General features: G+C 34.3%; 14 protein-coding genes. 8 read left to right on the forward strand and 6 right to left on the reverse strand.

Translation table 11 applies throughout. The annotated features are described in order from the left end of the window. Positions 1 to 461: 461 nt before the first annotated feature. Both EZV73_RS25095 and EZV73_RS25100 read left to right on the forward strand, forming a co-directional pair. Positions 462 to 1,370 (forward strand): adenylylsulfate kinase, encoded by a 909-nt coding sequence (locus EZV73_RS25095; RefSeq protein ID WP_240843206.1) that lies wholly within the window; start codon positions 462 to 464, stop codon positions 1,368 to 1,370. Continuing rightward, the gene (locus EZV73_RS25100; RefSeq protein WP_240843208.1) at positions 1,360 to 3,018 is read left to right on the forward strand and encodes a glycosidase; all 1,659 of its coding nucleotides are present in this window, start codon (positions 1,360 to 1,362) and stop codon (positions 3,016 to 3,018) included. Before EZV73_RS25095 ends, EZV73_RS25100 begins: the two co-directional genes overlap by 11 nt. 62 nt (positions 3,019 to 3,080) lie before the next feature. Here the strand turns inward: EZV73_RS25100 and EZV73_RS25105 are convergent, their stop codons facing one another. After that, a complete protein-coding gene (locus tag EZV73_RS25105; protein ID WP_240843209.1) occupies positions 3,081 to 3,473 on the reverse strand; it encodes a hypothetical protein in 393 nt (130 codons plus the stop codon). A gap of 120 nt (positions 3,474 to 3,593) precedes the next feature. Then, a complete protein-coding gene (locus EZV73_RS25110; protein WP_240843210.1) occupies positions 3,594 to 4,106 on the reverse strand; it encodes a TetR/AcrR family transcriptional regulator in 513 nt (170 codons plus the stop codon). A gap of 146 nt (positions 4,107 to 4,252) precedes the next feature. On the opposite strand from EZV73_RS25110, the gene EZV73_RS25115 reads away from it, so the two are divergent. Further along, a complete protein-coding gene (locus tag EZV73_RS25115; protein ID WP_240843211.1) occupies positions 4,253 to 5,314 on the forward strand; it encodes an alpha/beta hydrolase in 1,062 nt (353 codons plus the stop codon). Between the two features lie 45 nt (positions 5,315 to 5,359). On the opposite strand, the gene EZV73_RS25120 is transcribed toward EZV73_RS25115, so the two are convergent. Further along, on the reverse strand, positions 5,360 to 5,785 hold the full coding sequence (locus tag EZV73_RS25120) for a MarR family winged helix-turn-helix transcriptional regulator (RefSeq protein WP_240843212.1): 426 nt from the start codon (positions 5,783 to 5,785) through the stop codon (positions 5,360 to 5,362). A 118-nt stretch (positions 5,786 to 5,903) separates the two neighbouring features. On the opposite strand from EZV73_RS25120, the gene EZV73_RS25125 reads away from it, so the two are divergent. The 3 genes from EZV73_RS25125 to EZV73_RS25135 all read left to right on the forward strand — a co-directional run bounded on the left by EZV73_RS25125 (position 5,904) and on the right by EZV73_RS25135 (position 9,981). Beyond that, complete coding sequence (locus EZV73_RS25125) at positions 5,904 to 6,899, forward strand: YhdH/YhfP family quinone oxidoreductase (protein ID WP_240843213.1); 996 nt, start codon at positions 5,904 to 5,906, stop codon at positions 6,897 to 6,899. Between the two features lie 159 nt (positions 6,900 to 7,058). After that, positions 7,059 to 8,591, forward strand: a complete 1,533-nt coding sequence (locus EZV73_RS25130) for a diguanylate cyclase (protein WP_240843214.1) — start codon at positions 7,059 to 7,061, stop codon at positions 8,589 to 8,591. Positions 8,592 to 8,703: 112 nt separating this feature from the next. Next, positions 8,704 to 9,981, forward strand: coding sequence for a hypothetical protein (locus tag EZV73_RS25135; protein WP_240843215.1), 1,278 nt, complete (start codon positions 8,704 to 8,706; stop codon positions 9,979 to 9,981). A gap of 69 nt (positions 9,982 to 10,050) precedes the next feature. Here EZV73_RS25135 and EZV73_RS25140 read toward each other — a convergent pair whose 3' ends face one another. Together EZV73_RS25140 and EZV73_RS25145 are read right to left on the reverse strand one after the other, a co-directional pair. After that, on the reverse strand, positions 10,051 to 11,094 hold the full coding sequence (locus tag EZV73_RS25140) for a helix-turn-helix transcriptional regulator (RefSeq protein WP_240843216.1): 1,044 nt from the start codon (positions 11,092 to 11,094) through the stop codon (positions 10,051 to 10,053). 32 nt (positions 11,095 to 11,126) lie between these two features. Then, on the reverse strand, positions 11,127 to 12,488 hold the full coding sequence (locus EZV73_RS25145; protein WP_240843217.1) for an MATE family efflux transporter: 1,362 nt from the start codon (positions 12,486 to 12,488) through the stop codon (positions 11,127 to 11,129). 363 nt (positions 12,489 to 12,851) lie between these two features. Between EZV73_RS25145 and EZV73_RS25150 the strand changes: the two genes are divergently transcribed. Both EZV73_RS25150 and EZV73_RS25155 read left to right on the forward strand, forming a co-directional pair. After that, on the forward strand, positions 12,852 to 14,699 hold the full coding sequence (locus EZV73_RS25150; protein WP_240843218.1) for a PT domain-containing protein: 1,848 nt from the start codon (positions 12,852 to 12,854) through the stop codon (positions 14,697 to 14,699). A gap of 11 nt (positions 14,700 to 14,710) precedes the next feature. Continuing rightward, complete coding sequence (locus EZV73_RS25155) at positions 14,711 to 16,111, forward strand: hypothetical protein (RefSeq protein WP_240843219.1); 1,401 nt, start codon at positions 14,711 to 14,713, stop codon at positions 16,109 to 16,111. A gap of 31 nt (positions 16,112 to 16,142) precedes the next feature. Here EZV73_RS25155 and EZV73_RS25160 read toward each other — a convergent pair whose 3' ends face one another. Beyond that, positions 16,143 to 16,556 (reverse strand): GNAT family N-acetyltransferase, encoded by a 414-nt coding sequence (locus tag EZV73_RS25160; protein ID WP_240843221.1) that lies wholly within the window; start codon positions 16,554 to 16,556, stop codon positions 16,143 to 16,145. Between the last annotated feature and the right edge of the window lie 105 nt (positions 16,557 to 16,661).

The raw sequence follows: 16,661 nt of genomic DNA on the forward strand, positions 1-16,661 counted from the left end.
CACAATGGTGAGAAAATGAATGTGACACTTTGGAAGAACTCGAAAGTGTACATTATTCAAAAGCTTTTATCAAATGGGTATTTTAGGAAAATGAAACTGTATGATATGAGTGCTCAAGAGGTTGGATTGTTGTCAAGTGGTAACATCACTTGGAGAGAACTTTCAGGAGCCTAATACGGAAAACGTACGTTGGGTTCTGTGAGAGCGATGAGGTCGAGATTAATTACCTTGACCTCTAGCTACTCGATTTATAGAAACTAAATTACATCACTAAGGATGGACTGAAGACCTTGGTATCTTATTTGGATATAAGACTTAATTTGTGAAAACTCACAAAAAACTTTGTAAGGATAGTATGGCAAAAGTGATGTATAATAAATTTGGAAACGATTCAAATTGGTTTTTAGTCGATATTCTGGGTATAGAAAAATTGAATCTATGTCCATGAATGAGGAGGTTTTATGAAATTGTTAATGCCAAACTTCGATGATTTATCACTTATTAAGACTGGTGATATGCCTGGTGACAAAGTGGAAATAAACGAAAAACATATAAAAAATGCTGGGACAATCATCGAGAAGTTAGATGCAATCGGTATCAAGTCTAAGTCACTGATATCTGTTCATGGTGGGTCTGGTGTTGGTAAATCTGAGACAGCTTCCATACTCGGTCATATACTCAATCATAATGGCCTGAATACATATATTTTATCCGGGGATAATTATCCTAGAAGAATTCCATCTAAAAACGACCAAGAACGTTTGAGAGTTTTTAGAGAGTTTGCCTTGAAAGGACTCGTTAAATCTGGACAATATTCTAAAGAAAATAGAGACATCATCTTTGATCTAATGGAAAATGAAGATGATTTGAACGAAAAAAATGTGAGCCAGTATCCATTTTTAGAGATATACATTGAAGAAGGTAAAAAAGGTCTATCAAAATACCTGGGCACTTCTTCTGAAATCGACTTTGATGAAATCAATGCAATCATAGGTGATTTCAAGTCTGGTAAAAAAGACATCTATTTAAAGCGTATGGGTAGAAGTGACCATGTTTTATGGTATGACAAAGTAGATTTTTCTGATATTGATGTCTTAATTGTTGAATGGACCCATGGTAATAATAAGAACTTAGAGGGTGTAGATATTCCAATTTTACTTAACTCAACACCTGAAGAAACACTTGCACATCGTTTAAGCAGAAGCCGTGATGGCAAGGTAGACAGTCCATTTGTAAGTATAGTCCTTGAGTTAGAGCAAAAGAAGATATTTGAACAAAGTCATCTGGCAAAAATCATAGTATCTAAATCTGGTGACTATATACCTTATGAAGCGTATTTAGAATTAATGGGAGATAAAAATGAAAAGTAAAGTAACAAGTGGTGTTATGTTAAATGCCTATCCAGATAGCATGGGTCAGAACTTAAATGATATATTATCTGTTTTAGATAAAGACCAGTTAAAGGGTGTATTTGACTCATTTTATATCCTGCCTAGTGTATTTAATACAGATTTAGACAGGGGTTTTTCAATCATTGACTATGGTCTTAATACTGTCTATGCTTCTAAAGATGATATAGATAGACTTAAAAAAGCCGGCATCAGTTTAAAATTTGATTTTGTTTTAAATCACTTATCAGTATTATCCAAACAATTTCAAGATCTTATTAAAAATGGTAGTAAGTCTGCTTATAAAGACTTCTTTATCAACTGGAATGAGTTTTGGAAGGGAACAGGCCAAATAGAAGAGGGTGTTTTAAGACCGGATGAAAACTACATCAAAGACATGTTCTTTAGAAAACCAAGTTTGCCTATTTTAATGGTCAATCACCCAAATGGTGAGAAGCTGCCTTACTGGAATACCTTCTATCAAGAAGAAAAGTTTAGTCCTGTTAATGAACAAGAATTGATGTTTGCATTAGACCTTCAATACTTACAGGCATGTGTTTTAAGAGATAGAATCAATGGTGTGTTAAAAGAAGGTGGCAAGCTTGATCAAATTGATTTTTCAGGCTATGAAGCTATACAGGAAAAGATTGTTGATTTATTAGAAACAAAAAAACAGTATCTTGGTCAAATGGACTTAAATATACAGTCTCCACTGGTTTGGGACTTCTATGAAGATACTCTAGAGAAACTTTCAGACTACGGTGCAAGTATAGTAAGATTGGATGCCTTTGCTTATTCAAGTAAAAAAGTGGGCAAAAGAAACTTCTTCAACCTGCCTGAAACTTGGGATGATCTAGACAAGGTTAAGCAGTTGGCTGATAAACATCAGATAGAGTTACTGCCTGAAATTCACTCTAAATACGAAGAGAAGTTACATGAAGAAATATGTGAAAAAGGCTTCTTAACTTATGACTTCTTCCTACCAGGATTGATCATTGATGCTCTAGAGAGAAGTACAAATGAAGTGTTAATCAAGTGGATTAATGATATTCAATCTAAGGGATTAAAAGTTGTCAATATGCTTGGTTGCCATGATGGTATTCCTTTATTAGACTTAAAGGGCTTACTTTCTGATGACCAAATAGAAGATCTGATTAAAATTGTCGTGGATAGAGGCGGTTACGTTAAAGAGCTTCATGGAAAGAAGAACATGTACTACCAAGTTAATGCAACCTACTTCTCTGCACTTGGTGAAGATGAAAAGAAAATGAAGTTAGCCAGAGCCATTCAGATCTTTATGCCTGGTAAACCGCAGGTTTGGTATTTGGACTTATTTGCAGGTACCAATGATTATGAGGCCGTTAAAAGAGGCGGTGCTGGTTCTCATAAAGAGATTAACAGAACCAATCTAAGTTTAGAAGACATTGAGTCTAGACTTGAAAATGATTTGGTTAATGAACAAATAGAGCTTTTAAAACTGAGAAATACCCATAAGGCTTTTGGCTTTGATTCTAAGTTGACGCTTACACAGAGTGAAAACCATTTACTAGAAATGAAGTGGGAAAACAAGGGTGAAAGCATCAAACTTCTTGCCAATTTAAAAGATTACTCTTACACAATTGAAAAATAAAAACTTTTGGCTGATGCCAAGATTCTTTACAATAAAAAAAGTCTTCCAATACGGAAGGCTTTTTATTCTCTTGAGATTAAGTATTTGTTGAAAAACCAAAAGAATATACTGTAGATACTTGTGACACATGTAATAACAATCACCCAGATCGTGATATTTATAAATCCCATTTCCATCATCAAACTGATATCTGTAAGAAGACTTACAAGCGATATGACAAGGCCACCAAACATGAAGAAAAAAAGATTCTTAATAAAAAGCCATTTTTCCTTATGTCTTAGTCGTGGCAAGAAGCTTATTAAGTATTTGTGCTGGATAAAGTCTAAGATACCAATCATAAGGATGACCCATATAAAACCTATAGGAGGTGGGAAGTCAGCACCTAAAAACATGATCAGTGTCCATCCTATGAAAAATAAAATATCATGTAGTTTTATTATTTTTAAGTTATTCATCGACAAGTCCTTTTAAAGTCTTAATTACGTCGGAATTAATATTTTTTAGAGTACTTTTGTATTAGGTGATTGTTTCGAAATATCATCTTACTACATCCGTAGTTTGTCTCAAATCTATATCTACATAAGAGTTTTGATGATATCATTAAACACATTTTCAAACTCTTCAGGTGTGCGTTTACATCCTGTGTTAACCCATTCTCTTATTAAACCTGTTGTCCCATAGTACATGAATCTGTTGATTGCAACTTTAGTAACATCATCTGTCATATTTGCTGGTATGGGCTGTGTATGAAGTTCTTTTTCAAGCAGTTTTCTGATTCTGTCACTTTCTAAGTGATTTAAGAAAAACTCTCTGTAGAAACCTTGATTCTTGTAAATAAGATTTAGAAGTGTGTTGATTGAAAATGTTTGATCTGAATCTGATAAGATTTTGTCAATAAACTCTGTTTCTATCTCTTCAAAAAGGTCATAGATATCTTGATAATGTCTATAAAATGTGCCCCTGTTGACATCAGCATCTATACAAATATCCTTGATGGTTATTTTACCTAATGGATTGTTTTCTAATAGACCCAGTAAACTTTCCTTTATAACGCGTTTGGTATAAACAACTCGACGATCACTTTTCATAAAAAGGCTCCTTATGCGACACATGATGGCTAAGTGTCACTTATATGACACATAGCATCAGATTATTGATTGAATGGACTTTATAAGATTAGTATAATGAACATACGATTTAAAAGCAACACGCGTTCACAAACGAGGAGTATTAAATGAAGAGAAAATCAAATAAGAAAAAAATAATTATCGGTATCTTTGCTGGACTATTGGCTCTAGTACTTGTTTTTACAGGCTATGTAAACATTAAATACAGTCATATAGATTCGTCTTTAAGGTTAAAAGGCTATTTAGTTGATAAGATGATGAACTTTGATGACCAAGCTTCCATGATTGAGTACAGCAACAAGAGTAGGGCGTCCATGAGACCAGTAGCTGTAGATGATGATGTTACAGTTGATGAGCAAATCATTAAAGGCAAGGATGGGCATGATATCAGAGTTTTGGTGTTTAAAAATAAAGAAGCAACTGGTGATGCAGTTGGCCTTTTATGGATCCACGGTGGTGGTTATGTCATCGGTGCGCCAGATCAAGATGGTCTAATGATTAGCGAGTTTATGAATGCTGCCAATACAGTTGTTGTAGCGCCGGATTATAGATTGTCTGCCCAGGCGCCTTATCCAGCAGCTCTAAATGACTGTTATGATTCACTTTTATGGATGAAAGAAAATGCAGACGCATTAGGAATCAATCCTGACCAGCTATTTATAGCAGGGCAAAGTGCTGGTGGTGGTTTAACTGCAGCAACATCTTTATATGCTAGAGATATGAATGAAGTGAATGTAGCCTTTCAAATTCCAATTTATCCTATGATCAATTCTAAAATGGACTTACCATCTGCAATTGGTAATGAGGAATTCTTATGGGATTCAAAGAAAAACCATGCAGCATGGCAACTTTATTTAGATGATTTGTACATGACTGAGGATATTCCAAAGTATGCATCACCAAGTGAGGAAAAGGACTGTGAAGGCTTGCCGCCAACCTATACATTTGTAGGTAGCTTAGATCCTTTTTATGATGAGACCATTCAATATATCAATGAGCTAAAAGCCGATGGCGTTGAAGCAAGTTATGATTCCTATGAAGGTGCTTACCATGGCTTTGACATTGTGGGTATGATAGGAAGTGAGTCAAAACTAGCAAGACAGGCACTTGATAAGTTAATGGAAGCCTATGTCTATGCCAGTGAGAATTACACAGCACCACAAAACTAATATTTAAACCCCAAATTCTTTAAAGAACTTGGGGTTTGTTATTTTTTACTTCTTTTCATTTGAATCAATGATTGATTGAAGGACTTTTTTTAAAACTTCTTGTTCATCTTCACTATAACTATGTAAGTACTTATGGTTCATATCCTCTACAACAGACTCAATACCTTCTTTAAGAGACATAGCTTTTTCAGTAGGAGAAACGATAATGGTTCTTCTGTTGTTGGGATCAATTTTTCTGTCTATTAAATCTTCTTTTTGCATTCTATCTAATACACCAGATACTGATGAAGCTTCTAATTTCAAAATGCTTCTTATTTTAGATGGGTTCATTTCCCCATGGCTCCAAAGACAGCTTAAGACACCATACTGAGCTGGTGTAACACCGTATTTTGAGAGTTCTCCGGCAAAGTATTTGTTGACGATATTTTGTGATGCACTTAAAAGAAAGTTGATACAATTGTTAATTTCCATATTTTCACCTCATATTCCTATTGACAGTATACCATAATTCTGATATTGTTCAAGATGCAAATAGTTCGTAATAAGAAATATTCATAAATAAAATAATATCTATTAAGAAGGAGAAGTTATGAAAGAAAAGTTTAATGCATTAGTAGTGCGAGAAAAAGATGGTATTGTAAACCATGCCATAGAAGAAATTACAAGCGACATGCTTTCAGAAGGTAACGTAGTGGTGGAGGTTCATTATTCTTCAGTTAACTACAAGGATATGCTAGCAGTTCAAACTAAAGGTGGGGTTATTAGAGACTATCCAATGATTCCAGGCATTGATTTAAGCGGTAAAGTTGTATCATGTGAAAACGGTGAATTTAAACCTGGCCAAGAGGTCTTGGTTACAGGTTTCCAAACAGGCATGACACATACTGGCGGTTATTCAGAGTATGTACGTGTACCAGCAGAATGGGTTCTACCATTACCTGAAGGCTTATCATTAAGAGAAGCTATGGTTATTGGCACAGCTGGTTTTACTGCAGCACTCTCAATTATGTCACTTGAAGCAAATGGTATGTCAGCAGATAAAGACCAGGAAATTCTTGTTACTGGTGCATCGGGTGGCGTGGGTAGTGTAGCCGTTCAGCTTTTAAAGGCAAGTGGCTATAAAAACATCCATGCACTTGCAAGAAAAGAAGATGAAATACCAAAACTTTTATCATTGGGAGCAAGTCATATTTTACTAGCAGATGAGACTATTCCTGAAAAACCGAGGGTTTTAGGAAAGCAGAGATTCCACTACATTTTAGATGTTGTAGGTGGCAAAGTGGCATCAGGTTTATTACCTCAAATCTACTATGGTGGCAGCATGAGCATGTGTGGTAATGCTGGTGGTATTAAAATGGAGACGACAGTTATGCCTTTCATTTTAAGAGGTGTTAATCTACTCGGTATTGACTCTGTAAATTACCCAATTCAAGGAAGACAAGCTATATGGGAGCGTTTTGCAGGTGAGTGGCATATCATGAGCGAAGCCATTGTTAAAGATGTTAACTTAGATGAGTTAACACAAGTCTTTGATAATATTAAAGCCGGTAAACATATGGGCAGACATGTCTTAAAGATGAAATAAAAAGTATCAAGACTGCTAGGTTTTATTAGGATTCATTGGTGTATGTTAAGTAAAAAACGTTGCGTGAAAAACTATGAATGAAGGTATATGGATTGCATAATTCTATGACGTTCTGTTATCATAAGACTGTTGATAAAGATTTAAGACAAGGAGAGTAAGATGACATTTAGCTATGCATATATTTCAGTCACAATTATTTCACTCATATTGATACTGGGCATATTAGGGATTACATTTACACGGAGGGATAAAGAAGGTGTGAAAGCTTTTAGATTGGTAATCACCTTTATGTTTATTGCTTCACTTTGCGCCTTGTTTGAAAGGTCAAGCACAACATATGAGACCATGCATTTTTGGAGAAACATAAGCCAAATAGGTTTTTTTCTTTTGCCTGCATCTTCATATAATTTTGTTATGGCCTATACCAGGGAAGAAAACAAACTATTTAAAAGCTTAAGGTTGATTAACTTCATCTTTGCTATAACCTGCGTATTACTTATTTTTACCAATGGTTTTCATGGTATTATGCGTTCAGCAGTTTATTTAGGTGAAAGCAGTGCTGGCTACACAGTATTAAAGGTTGATCAAACCTTGATTGGCAAGATATGTGTTTCTATAAATACACTTATGAATGTTATTGCTTTAATTAAGTTATGGATATTTATGAGGACAACTTCTAAATCATCACGAATGCAAGTGCGTTTGGTTTTAATTGGCTTTTTCATACCAGTTGTTTTTACGTATACAAAATCTGCTATATTTTCTGTATTAAACATAGAAGTACCAGCAGCTTTTTCATTCCTGTTGGGTATAGCCATAGTTATGTTTGGTATGTATAGATATGATTTTATGTCCATTTCTCCAATTGCTAGAGATTGGGTAATTGATGAAATTAAAAGTGGTATGGTATTTTGTAAAAGAGATGGTACTGTAGTGGATGTAAACGCCTATATTCGTGAGCAGTTTGCTGCAACTTATGAAGGTGTCGAAAGTTATATTAAAGAACATTCGACTTGGTACGAAAGTATCATTAAAGGTGGAGACCATCAACTTGAAATTCAGACAGAAAATAAAACTTATGCTATTAAGGTGCATGATTTAACCAAATCCAATAAATCATTGGGGTCGGTTTCTTTAATAGATGATGTGACTAAGGAACGTTTACACCAAGAACTGTTAATGCAGCGTGCAGAAAGAGACAGTATGACAGAAGTGCTTAATAGGGCCTTCTTTGAAAAGAAGATTAAAGCTTACATAGATGCTTGTGAAGTCGATGATGAAGAGAGTGCAATGATCATTTTTGATATTGATTATTTTAAGCAAATTAATGACACCTATGGACATCAAATAGGTGATGATGTGATAAAAAAAGTAGTTGATGTCATTAATCTATCGAGTCGAAGTGGTGATCTTGTTGGACGACTTGGGGGTGACGAGTTTGGAATGTTCCTTAAAAATACTAAGGTCGAGTATGTCAATCAAATCGTTGAAAGAATCCAAGAAACATTAGATAGTTACAAGTTTAAGTATAATGGTTCTGAGTTTACACAGACTTTAAGCATTGGCGTTTCTATAAGAGAAACCAAGCAAATGACCTTTGATCTTGTGTATAATGAAAGTGACCAAGCTCTTTATAAAGCCAAACAGGCAGGGAGAAACACAGTGCGTTATTTTCATATAATCAATGGTTAAATCAATATTTCAGATGATTAAAAGGAGTTCGAAAGAACTTCTTTTTTGATGGATACACAATGGATATATGATGCCATTAAAATGGAGTTAGATTAATAAAGGAGCGAATAATATGAAGAAAATATTGCTAATCATTTTAGGATTAATTTTAATAGTTGGTATCTATTTTGGAGCTAAGTTTATGGGCGTGGGTTATAAAAAAGTGACAGAAACACCACTTGAAGTACCAGAGTGGAAATCAACTGGTGAGGTGACCAATGAAAATTACATGACTTATGTTGATGAGTATGACATCAACAAGGATACATCATCATTAGGTGGTGCACAAAGTAAATTCTATTCGAAATTCATTGAGTATACAGCACTAAATGGCAAGCCTATCAGAATTGTTGCCATGGATAAAGTCACAGACGACCAAATGCTTTATGCATATAACTTGTTGAGTTTTTATTTAAAACATGTTGGAGATGATGTAGCCAATCAAATGGCTATTAATAAGTCGGTTTTAATTCTTCCTAATGGTGCGGATAAAGATGGAAAAACACCTGCAGCAGCACTTGCGCTTGGACAGAACTTAAATCAAATGGAGATTGCCAATATTGGTTCAGCTTGGTATATCAACAACAACTACGAACACAGGGATGCCGCATTTGAAGAGATTTTCCATATGGTACATGATTATGGTATTGGTACGTCTAAGAACAAACAGGCATCACCAGAGATTTCAAAGCTTATTGCAGATGCTGAAAAAAATGCTTTGCCAACTGATAATAGTAAGTGGGGAAATGAAGGACTTTGGGGATTATCTTCAAAATCATGGTTGGATGAACTTGCAAAAGAAGGTTCTTTAGAACAAGAGTACATTGCATCTGTTATTGATTCTTATTATGGCTTATGGGAACCGTGGACAGAAGGTCAAGGTGGTATGTGGGGAATTTATGTTGCTAAGACAAGAGATGAGATTGCATCAAAAGATCCAAATGGTCTAAAGACCATAGAGTCAATTTTACCATCTGCTATTGATCAGATGATGCGTATAGATCCTACATTTAAAGGTGATTTTTATATGACAAAAGACGAAAGTAAGCCTTATACATTCAAGTCTCAATATCTGAAAAACATTACTTTGACGGGTAAAGAAAATTCTAATATATTGGCGAATGATCTTGATAATGTTTTAATGGGCAACAGTGGCACCAATACCATTGATGGTGGTAATGGCTATGATGTATTTCAGCTCAAGGGCAAACTTGAAGAATACATTATTGAGGAAGATGATGGTCTTATTACTGTGACGGATTCAGTCTCAGGCAGGGATGGCGTAAACATCTTGAAAAATATAGAAGTTATAAGAGCAATTGATGAAGATTATGATATAAGTAATGAATAGTTTTTAAGGAATAATAGTAGACTGATTACTATTTATAGCTGATACAAATAAAAATAAGCCAAAATCGGCTTATTTTTTGTTTGTATATTTTTTTCTGAATTGTAAAGGGGCTAATTGTTCTGAAGTTTTAAAGACAGTATAGAAGCGGCTAAGGCTTTTAAAGCCACACAGATCAGATACTTCATGAACACTGTACTTATCTTGTTTAAGCATTAGTTTTGCATGTTGAATACGTTCATGATTCACTAGTTCTGTAAATGTATTGCCTGTTAAGTTTTTAATGAGTCTTGATAAATGTCGTTCTGAATAACCAAGCTTTTTAGAAATTTCTTTTATAGAAAGCACCTCATTAAAAGACTGTCTAATGTATTTTATCACATCACTTACTGGATAAGGATAATTGATAGTTGCTCGATTTTCTCTCTCTTTCAAATAGCCTTTTAAGAAGCTGATACTGTATCTTTCCAATTCCTTCATACTATTTTTATTAGACAAGTTTGTGATGAAGTTATGCATAACCAAGACGTTTAAATCTAGATGATAACCAGAATGAACAAACTCAAGAGTTAATGATGAATAGGCAAACATGATGTAATACTTCATTATATCTAGTGATAGATTTTCTTCATGTTCGTTAAAGAGTTTAAATAGATTAACAAATAGTGCTTCTGCATCTTCTGTATGACCATTTTTAATAGATTCTGTCAAACTAGTAATGTTTTCAATGATGTCATAATGGGTGACAGTATTGACCAGGTCAAGTTGATTGGACTCAATATGTAGTTCATCATCTGATTCAAACTCTATAATGGGTGATGGTAAATTATCTAGATTACTTAAAATCATGATTTCTGTGGCAATCAAGGAAATAGAATCGGTCTTTGAAACTGGTCCAAGTACCGTATAAGCAATAACTTGATGATTTTCAGTAAGAGACTTAAAGAGATAATCTTGTCCGTCCTTGTTAATCTTGTATATTTTTTCATCATTAAAGTTGACTGGTACATCTATAGCATCCGGTAAATATATAGAAGTAGATAGAGAGGTGGCGTGAATAATTAACTCTCTAATACGATTTAACTTCTGCTGTTTGTGAAATATATTTTCTTTCATAATCTATCCTCTTTTAAACATTATAGCATGTATTAAGAGGCAATTTTATGAGTTTGATTACTTGAACCCAGTGATTTTGTTTGTTTGAACATCAAGATCAAACAAACAATGAAACTGACTAAATCAGAAAGTGGTTGTGCATATATCAAACCATATTTATCAAAGAAAAGAGGTAAGATAAACATAGCTGGTATTAGAACAATGACCTGTCTTGTTAGGGCAATTATCATAGATTCCTTCGCCTTACCTAGAGCTGTAAATAATGTAATTGCTGTTATGATTACACCCATAAGTGGCAAAAATGTTGAGACGGCTTTTAAAATAATAACCGATTCAATAATTGTTTCAGGAACATTTGAAAATAGAGATAAAACCTTTTCGCCCCAATTGGTAAATACCAAGTAGGATGCAGTTGAAATGATAACTGATGTTATCAGAGTATAGAGTGTTGCTTTTTTTAGTCTCTCAAAGTTTCCAGCACCGTAAGCATAGCCCGCCAAAGGTTGATAACCATTTGAAAGGCCTATCAAGATCATAATAGCAAGGGCAACTACTCTAGTAGATAGTCCCATTGAGGCAATAAAGGTATCACCATATTTTGCACCTAGTATGTTAAATAGTGAGAATGAAAGACTCATTAAAATTGAGAGCATAGCGCTAGGGACTCCAAGTGTTATAATATGCTTTAATTTATTTAACTTATATTTATATGATTTTAGGTCAATTGAAAGAACAGACTTGCCTCTCATGTAAAAATTTATATAGTAAGCAGCTGAAACAAGAGCCCCTAATGTTGTTGCAAGTGCAGCTCCGCTAATGCCCATATCAAAATAAAAGATAAATAATGGGTCAAGTACAATATTAACAAGTGCACCTATAACCATACCTATAGTAGAAATATTTGTAGCGCCTTCTGAGCGTATCAATGAGTTTAAAACGTTGTTCATAATGGTAAAGAAGTTGCCGATAAAAATGATTCTGGCATACTGTAAAGCATAGGTCATAACGAGTTCACTTGCACCAAACGTCCTTAAAAGATTGGCTGGAAACAAAGACGTTAATAGACTGAAAACTATAGCTATAAGACCACTAGATACTATCGTTGTAATAAATGTCTTAGATACATTTTCATAATCTTTTTTTCCAAGGGCCATAGATATAATAACAGCACCTCCAGTCCCAAATATAGCGCCTATAGCACCTAATATCATTAGAATAGGCATAACAACCATAATAGCAGCCAATGCGGTCGTATCATTAAGTTTTCCGATAAAGAAGGTGTCAGTCATACTGTAAATCATGTTGATGAGCATGGCAGCAATAGATGGAATAGCAAGTTTATAGAGGGCTCTTCCTACTGGCATAGATGATAAAATTTCTTCACGTTGATTCATATTATTTCCTTTCATGTATATAAGTTTTCATGAAAGATAATAACATTTCTTTTTAGTTTCACTTATTGTTTTAGGACGAAATTATTGAATAAAGACACAACTTAGACATTATGAGTATTGATAAAGGCATATATTTTACCCAGGATATTTAAATACAATTGTGTATGGTGTTTAAGATAAAACGAACTAAATAGGTTGGACCACTTCAGATGGCGTTTCAATTAAGTGAAATAATAGAATTATTTACCATTTGTATAGAAAAATAATTACTTTATATGGTAATATGAAGATATAAGAAAAGTATGATATTCAATTATATTATAAGTTCTTTGTTAAAAGTAATGTATGATATTGGAGGTTGAAATGAAAAAGATAATAATGATACTTCTTGCTGTTATGATTTTTTCAACAGGAGTATATGCAGAAAATGTTGATGTAACGATTCCAGAGTTTGATGTAAACCTAGGTGGAGAAAGCATTGATAATGTCAATAATGCTTATCCCTTAATCGTTTATAAGGACATTACATATTTTCCTATGACATGGAATTTTACTAGATCACTTGGCTTGAAAACCGATTGGAATCCTGAACAGGGCTTGATGATTGGTAAGACAGAAGAAACAGAGAAACTGAAGTTAGATACATCAGTTACAAATGATTTAAACAAGACTTATCAAGCTGAAATAGCCAACTTCAATATTGGCTTGAATGATAAAAACATCGATAACAGTCAAGAGGAGTATCCAATTTTACTCTTTAGAGATGTGACTTATTTTCCACTTACGTGGAGATTTACAGTAGATGAGTTTGGCTGGGAATCAAACTACGATGCAAATACAGGACTGAGTATTGTCAATAACAATATTTCCACAAACATAAATGTAGATAAAAGTGATAATAATACAACCACTGTGACAGATGTTTCTAAGAGTGAAGTTGTTATTACAAACAATAACATTGATAACAGTGTGAATAACAGCAACAACACCTACAACGATTATTCGACCAATATTGTGACCAATATTGATAACAGTATTAAGGTGGATGTTACTGAAGATCGATTAGATGAAATCATGAATCAGATAGAGTCTCTTAAAGACAATGGCATCACAAAAGGCAACACAGACATTACTTTCATAATTCAAGATAGTGAGACTGAGGATCCTATAGAAAATGTAGTTGTATATCTGAATAACAACCCAGTAGCAATCAGTAATGAAAAGGGTCTTGCAAACTTTGAAGTTTATCAGTATGTACAATATACATTTGATCTTGCAAAAGCAGGTTATTCATACGATACTTTTATGAAGTCTTATACTAAGAGCGAATCTGTCACCATAGATATGGTTAAAGATGAGACGGAAGAAGAACCAACAGAAGAACCAACAGAAGAACCAGTAGATGAACCAGTAGATGAACCAGCAGAAGAACCAGCAGAAGAACCAACAGAAGAACCAACAGAAGAACCAACAGAAGAACCAACAGAAGAACCAATAGATGAACCTGTTGATGAGATTGTTGAAGATTTTATTTCAGGCAAACTATACTTAGAAAATCATGGTCTAGCCAAAGAGGACATGACTTTTGTTGTTAACCTTTATGACTTAACTTCAAACAAGGTTCAATTACTTGATTCTAAGGAGCTTACATTAGATAAGGGCCAAAACACTTTGACTTATGCTTTTGATAAACCAGATGAAACTGCGGAGACTTATGGCATTTCATATGAAATCACCAGTGTAAGCGAAGACTATGTTAAAATGGGTACTTACAATCCATCAGGCTATGAAGCTTATATTGATCAAAGCGAAGGGTTCAGTGTAAAAGAATCAGCTGATCATATGGACATAGAGGTATTATCAGGTAAACCTTTAAACGGATGGCTTCACTTACCAACAGGGGTAGTCGCACCACAAGGTGGACTAGATGTAGAAATCAGAGTTTATCTTGAAGATGATCAAGAGATATTTAGAGACCAAGTAACCATAGATGAAGAGACAAATGCAACTAAGTTTTCATTTGCTATTCCAGAAATGTATGAGAAAGACCATATGAAATTGAGATATGAAGTGCTGACTGACTTTGAAGATTACTTCCATTCTAAAGCTTATTATGATGGTTTAGGCAGTGTTAGAGATAGCGAGAAAGCTGTTATGGTATATTGGTTCTATGAGCATATTTTCTTTGACATTATACCAAATGAAAAATAAGGAGACTTATGATGAAGAAAATTACTTTGATGATTTTTCTGTTTGTTTTTCTAACCACTTCCCTTGTATATGGAGAGAGTGTAGAGGTAACAATACCAGAATTTGATGTGACGGTGGATGGCCAAGCCGTTGATAATGAAAACAATGCTTATCCCTTGATCGTTTACAATGACATCACCTATTTTCCTATGACTTGGAACTTTACAAGATCGCTTGGGCTTAAGACCGATTGGCATGCAGACACAGGTCTGGTTATTGGTAAAACAGATCCTCTTGAAAAGCTTCAGATTGATACTTCTGTAAAGAATGATTTAAGCAAGACCTATACAGCAAGTGTCGCAGATTTTAAGATTGGACTTAATAATAAGACCATTGATAATAAAACAGAGAAGTATCCGATTCTTTTATTTAGGGATGTGACTTATTTTCCTTTAACATGGCGATTTGCGGTAGAAGAGTTTGGTTGGAAATCCGATTTTAATCCGACTTCAGGCCTTAATATTGTCAACAACAATATCACTAATAATGTGACAGTAGACCAGAGTTCAAATAATACGACGACTGTGACGGATGTAGAAAACTCTTCAGTAGTTGTCAATAACAACAACATTGATAATAGTGTGAATGACAGTAACAATGTTTACAATGATTACTCAACACATATTACCAATAACATTGATAATAGCGTATCTGTAACAACTGAAGAAAAAATAGACTTGCTTTTAGAAGAAATTATGAAGTTAAAATCGACAGGTGGGACAAGTGGTAACATTCTAGTTACTTATTTGATTAAAGATCAGGTGACTGGTGAGCCGATTCAAGATGCAGTTGTATATATGAACGATCAACCTGTTGGCATAAGTGGTGAAGATGGTTTGGTAAAAATAAGTGTTTTCCAGTTTGCCCAGTACTCTATTCAAATAGAGCACCAGTCATTTGATAAAATGGACTTTGTAGAAGCCTACAATGATTCATCTATTGTTGAAAAGAAGATGAGAAAAGACTTGGGGCCTTTGTCACCACTTGATGTGGATTACGCCATCAGCGAAGCTGGTGTAGAATCTATGGTGGGTCTAGAATTAGAGTTTGAAACGCTAAAAGTGGACCATAGTTTTAAAGATCCAGGCTATAAAATTAATTCTTTAGAAAAAGCAAAGCTAGACGATTATATCTATATAAGAATTGATTATATGGCACCTGAAGATGTTGATTCTGTAGGTATGAGATTTGCTGGTGATAAAGATGGCCTATGGGCCTTTGTTAGAGAAGGACAACCTGTTGTTCAAGGCAGAAATGTCTTAGTGTTTAAGATCAGCAGGCAAACACTTTTAGATGGCAAAAGAGATGTGTGCTTAGAAGTTGGTGATGAGTACAGTGTCACCATTTCGTACATCAAAATCCTAAAATACTAAAATAACCTCACACAATTGTGTGAGGTTTTCTTTAGATGTCGTGTCTGATAAAAGCAACACAATGATCTTCAGATGGCTTTATAAATCCTAGACTTCTGTAGAACTTGTCCTGTTGTTCAGACTCACCTGTTAACAAGGCCTTTTGTCTTACATGGCTGTATTTTTCAAGTACATCCTTTACAAGCTTACTACCAATCCCTTTACGGTGGTATTTTTCAAGTACCAGTATATCTTGAATATAGAGGATGGATTCGTCGTCTCCAACCACTCTAATAAGGCCGATTAATTCATCTTCCTTCCAAGCTGACTTGACGTAAAGTGACTTTTCAAGTGAACGCTTTAGTTTATCTAAATCATTGGTGTAGAGTGTCCAACCATTGTCGCCGTATAGCTTGTTTAAATCATCTTTAGAGATGTCTTTATTTTCTTTATATATAATATTCATTTTACCTTCTTTCTGCTTAATTAACTTCCAATAAAATAATATCACAAATAGAAGGGGATAAATATTTCACTTCTTTTACACCGAAAAACTCAAGCTGCTAGCTTG

It is taken from the genome of Acidaminobacter sp. JC074, assembly GCF_022496765.1.
Classification (GTDB): Bacteria; Bacillota; Clostridia; order Peptostreptococcales; family Acidaminobacteraceae; genus JABXKX01.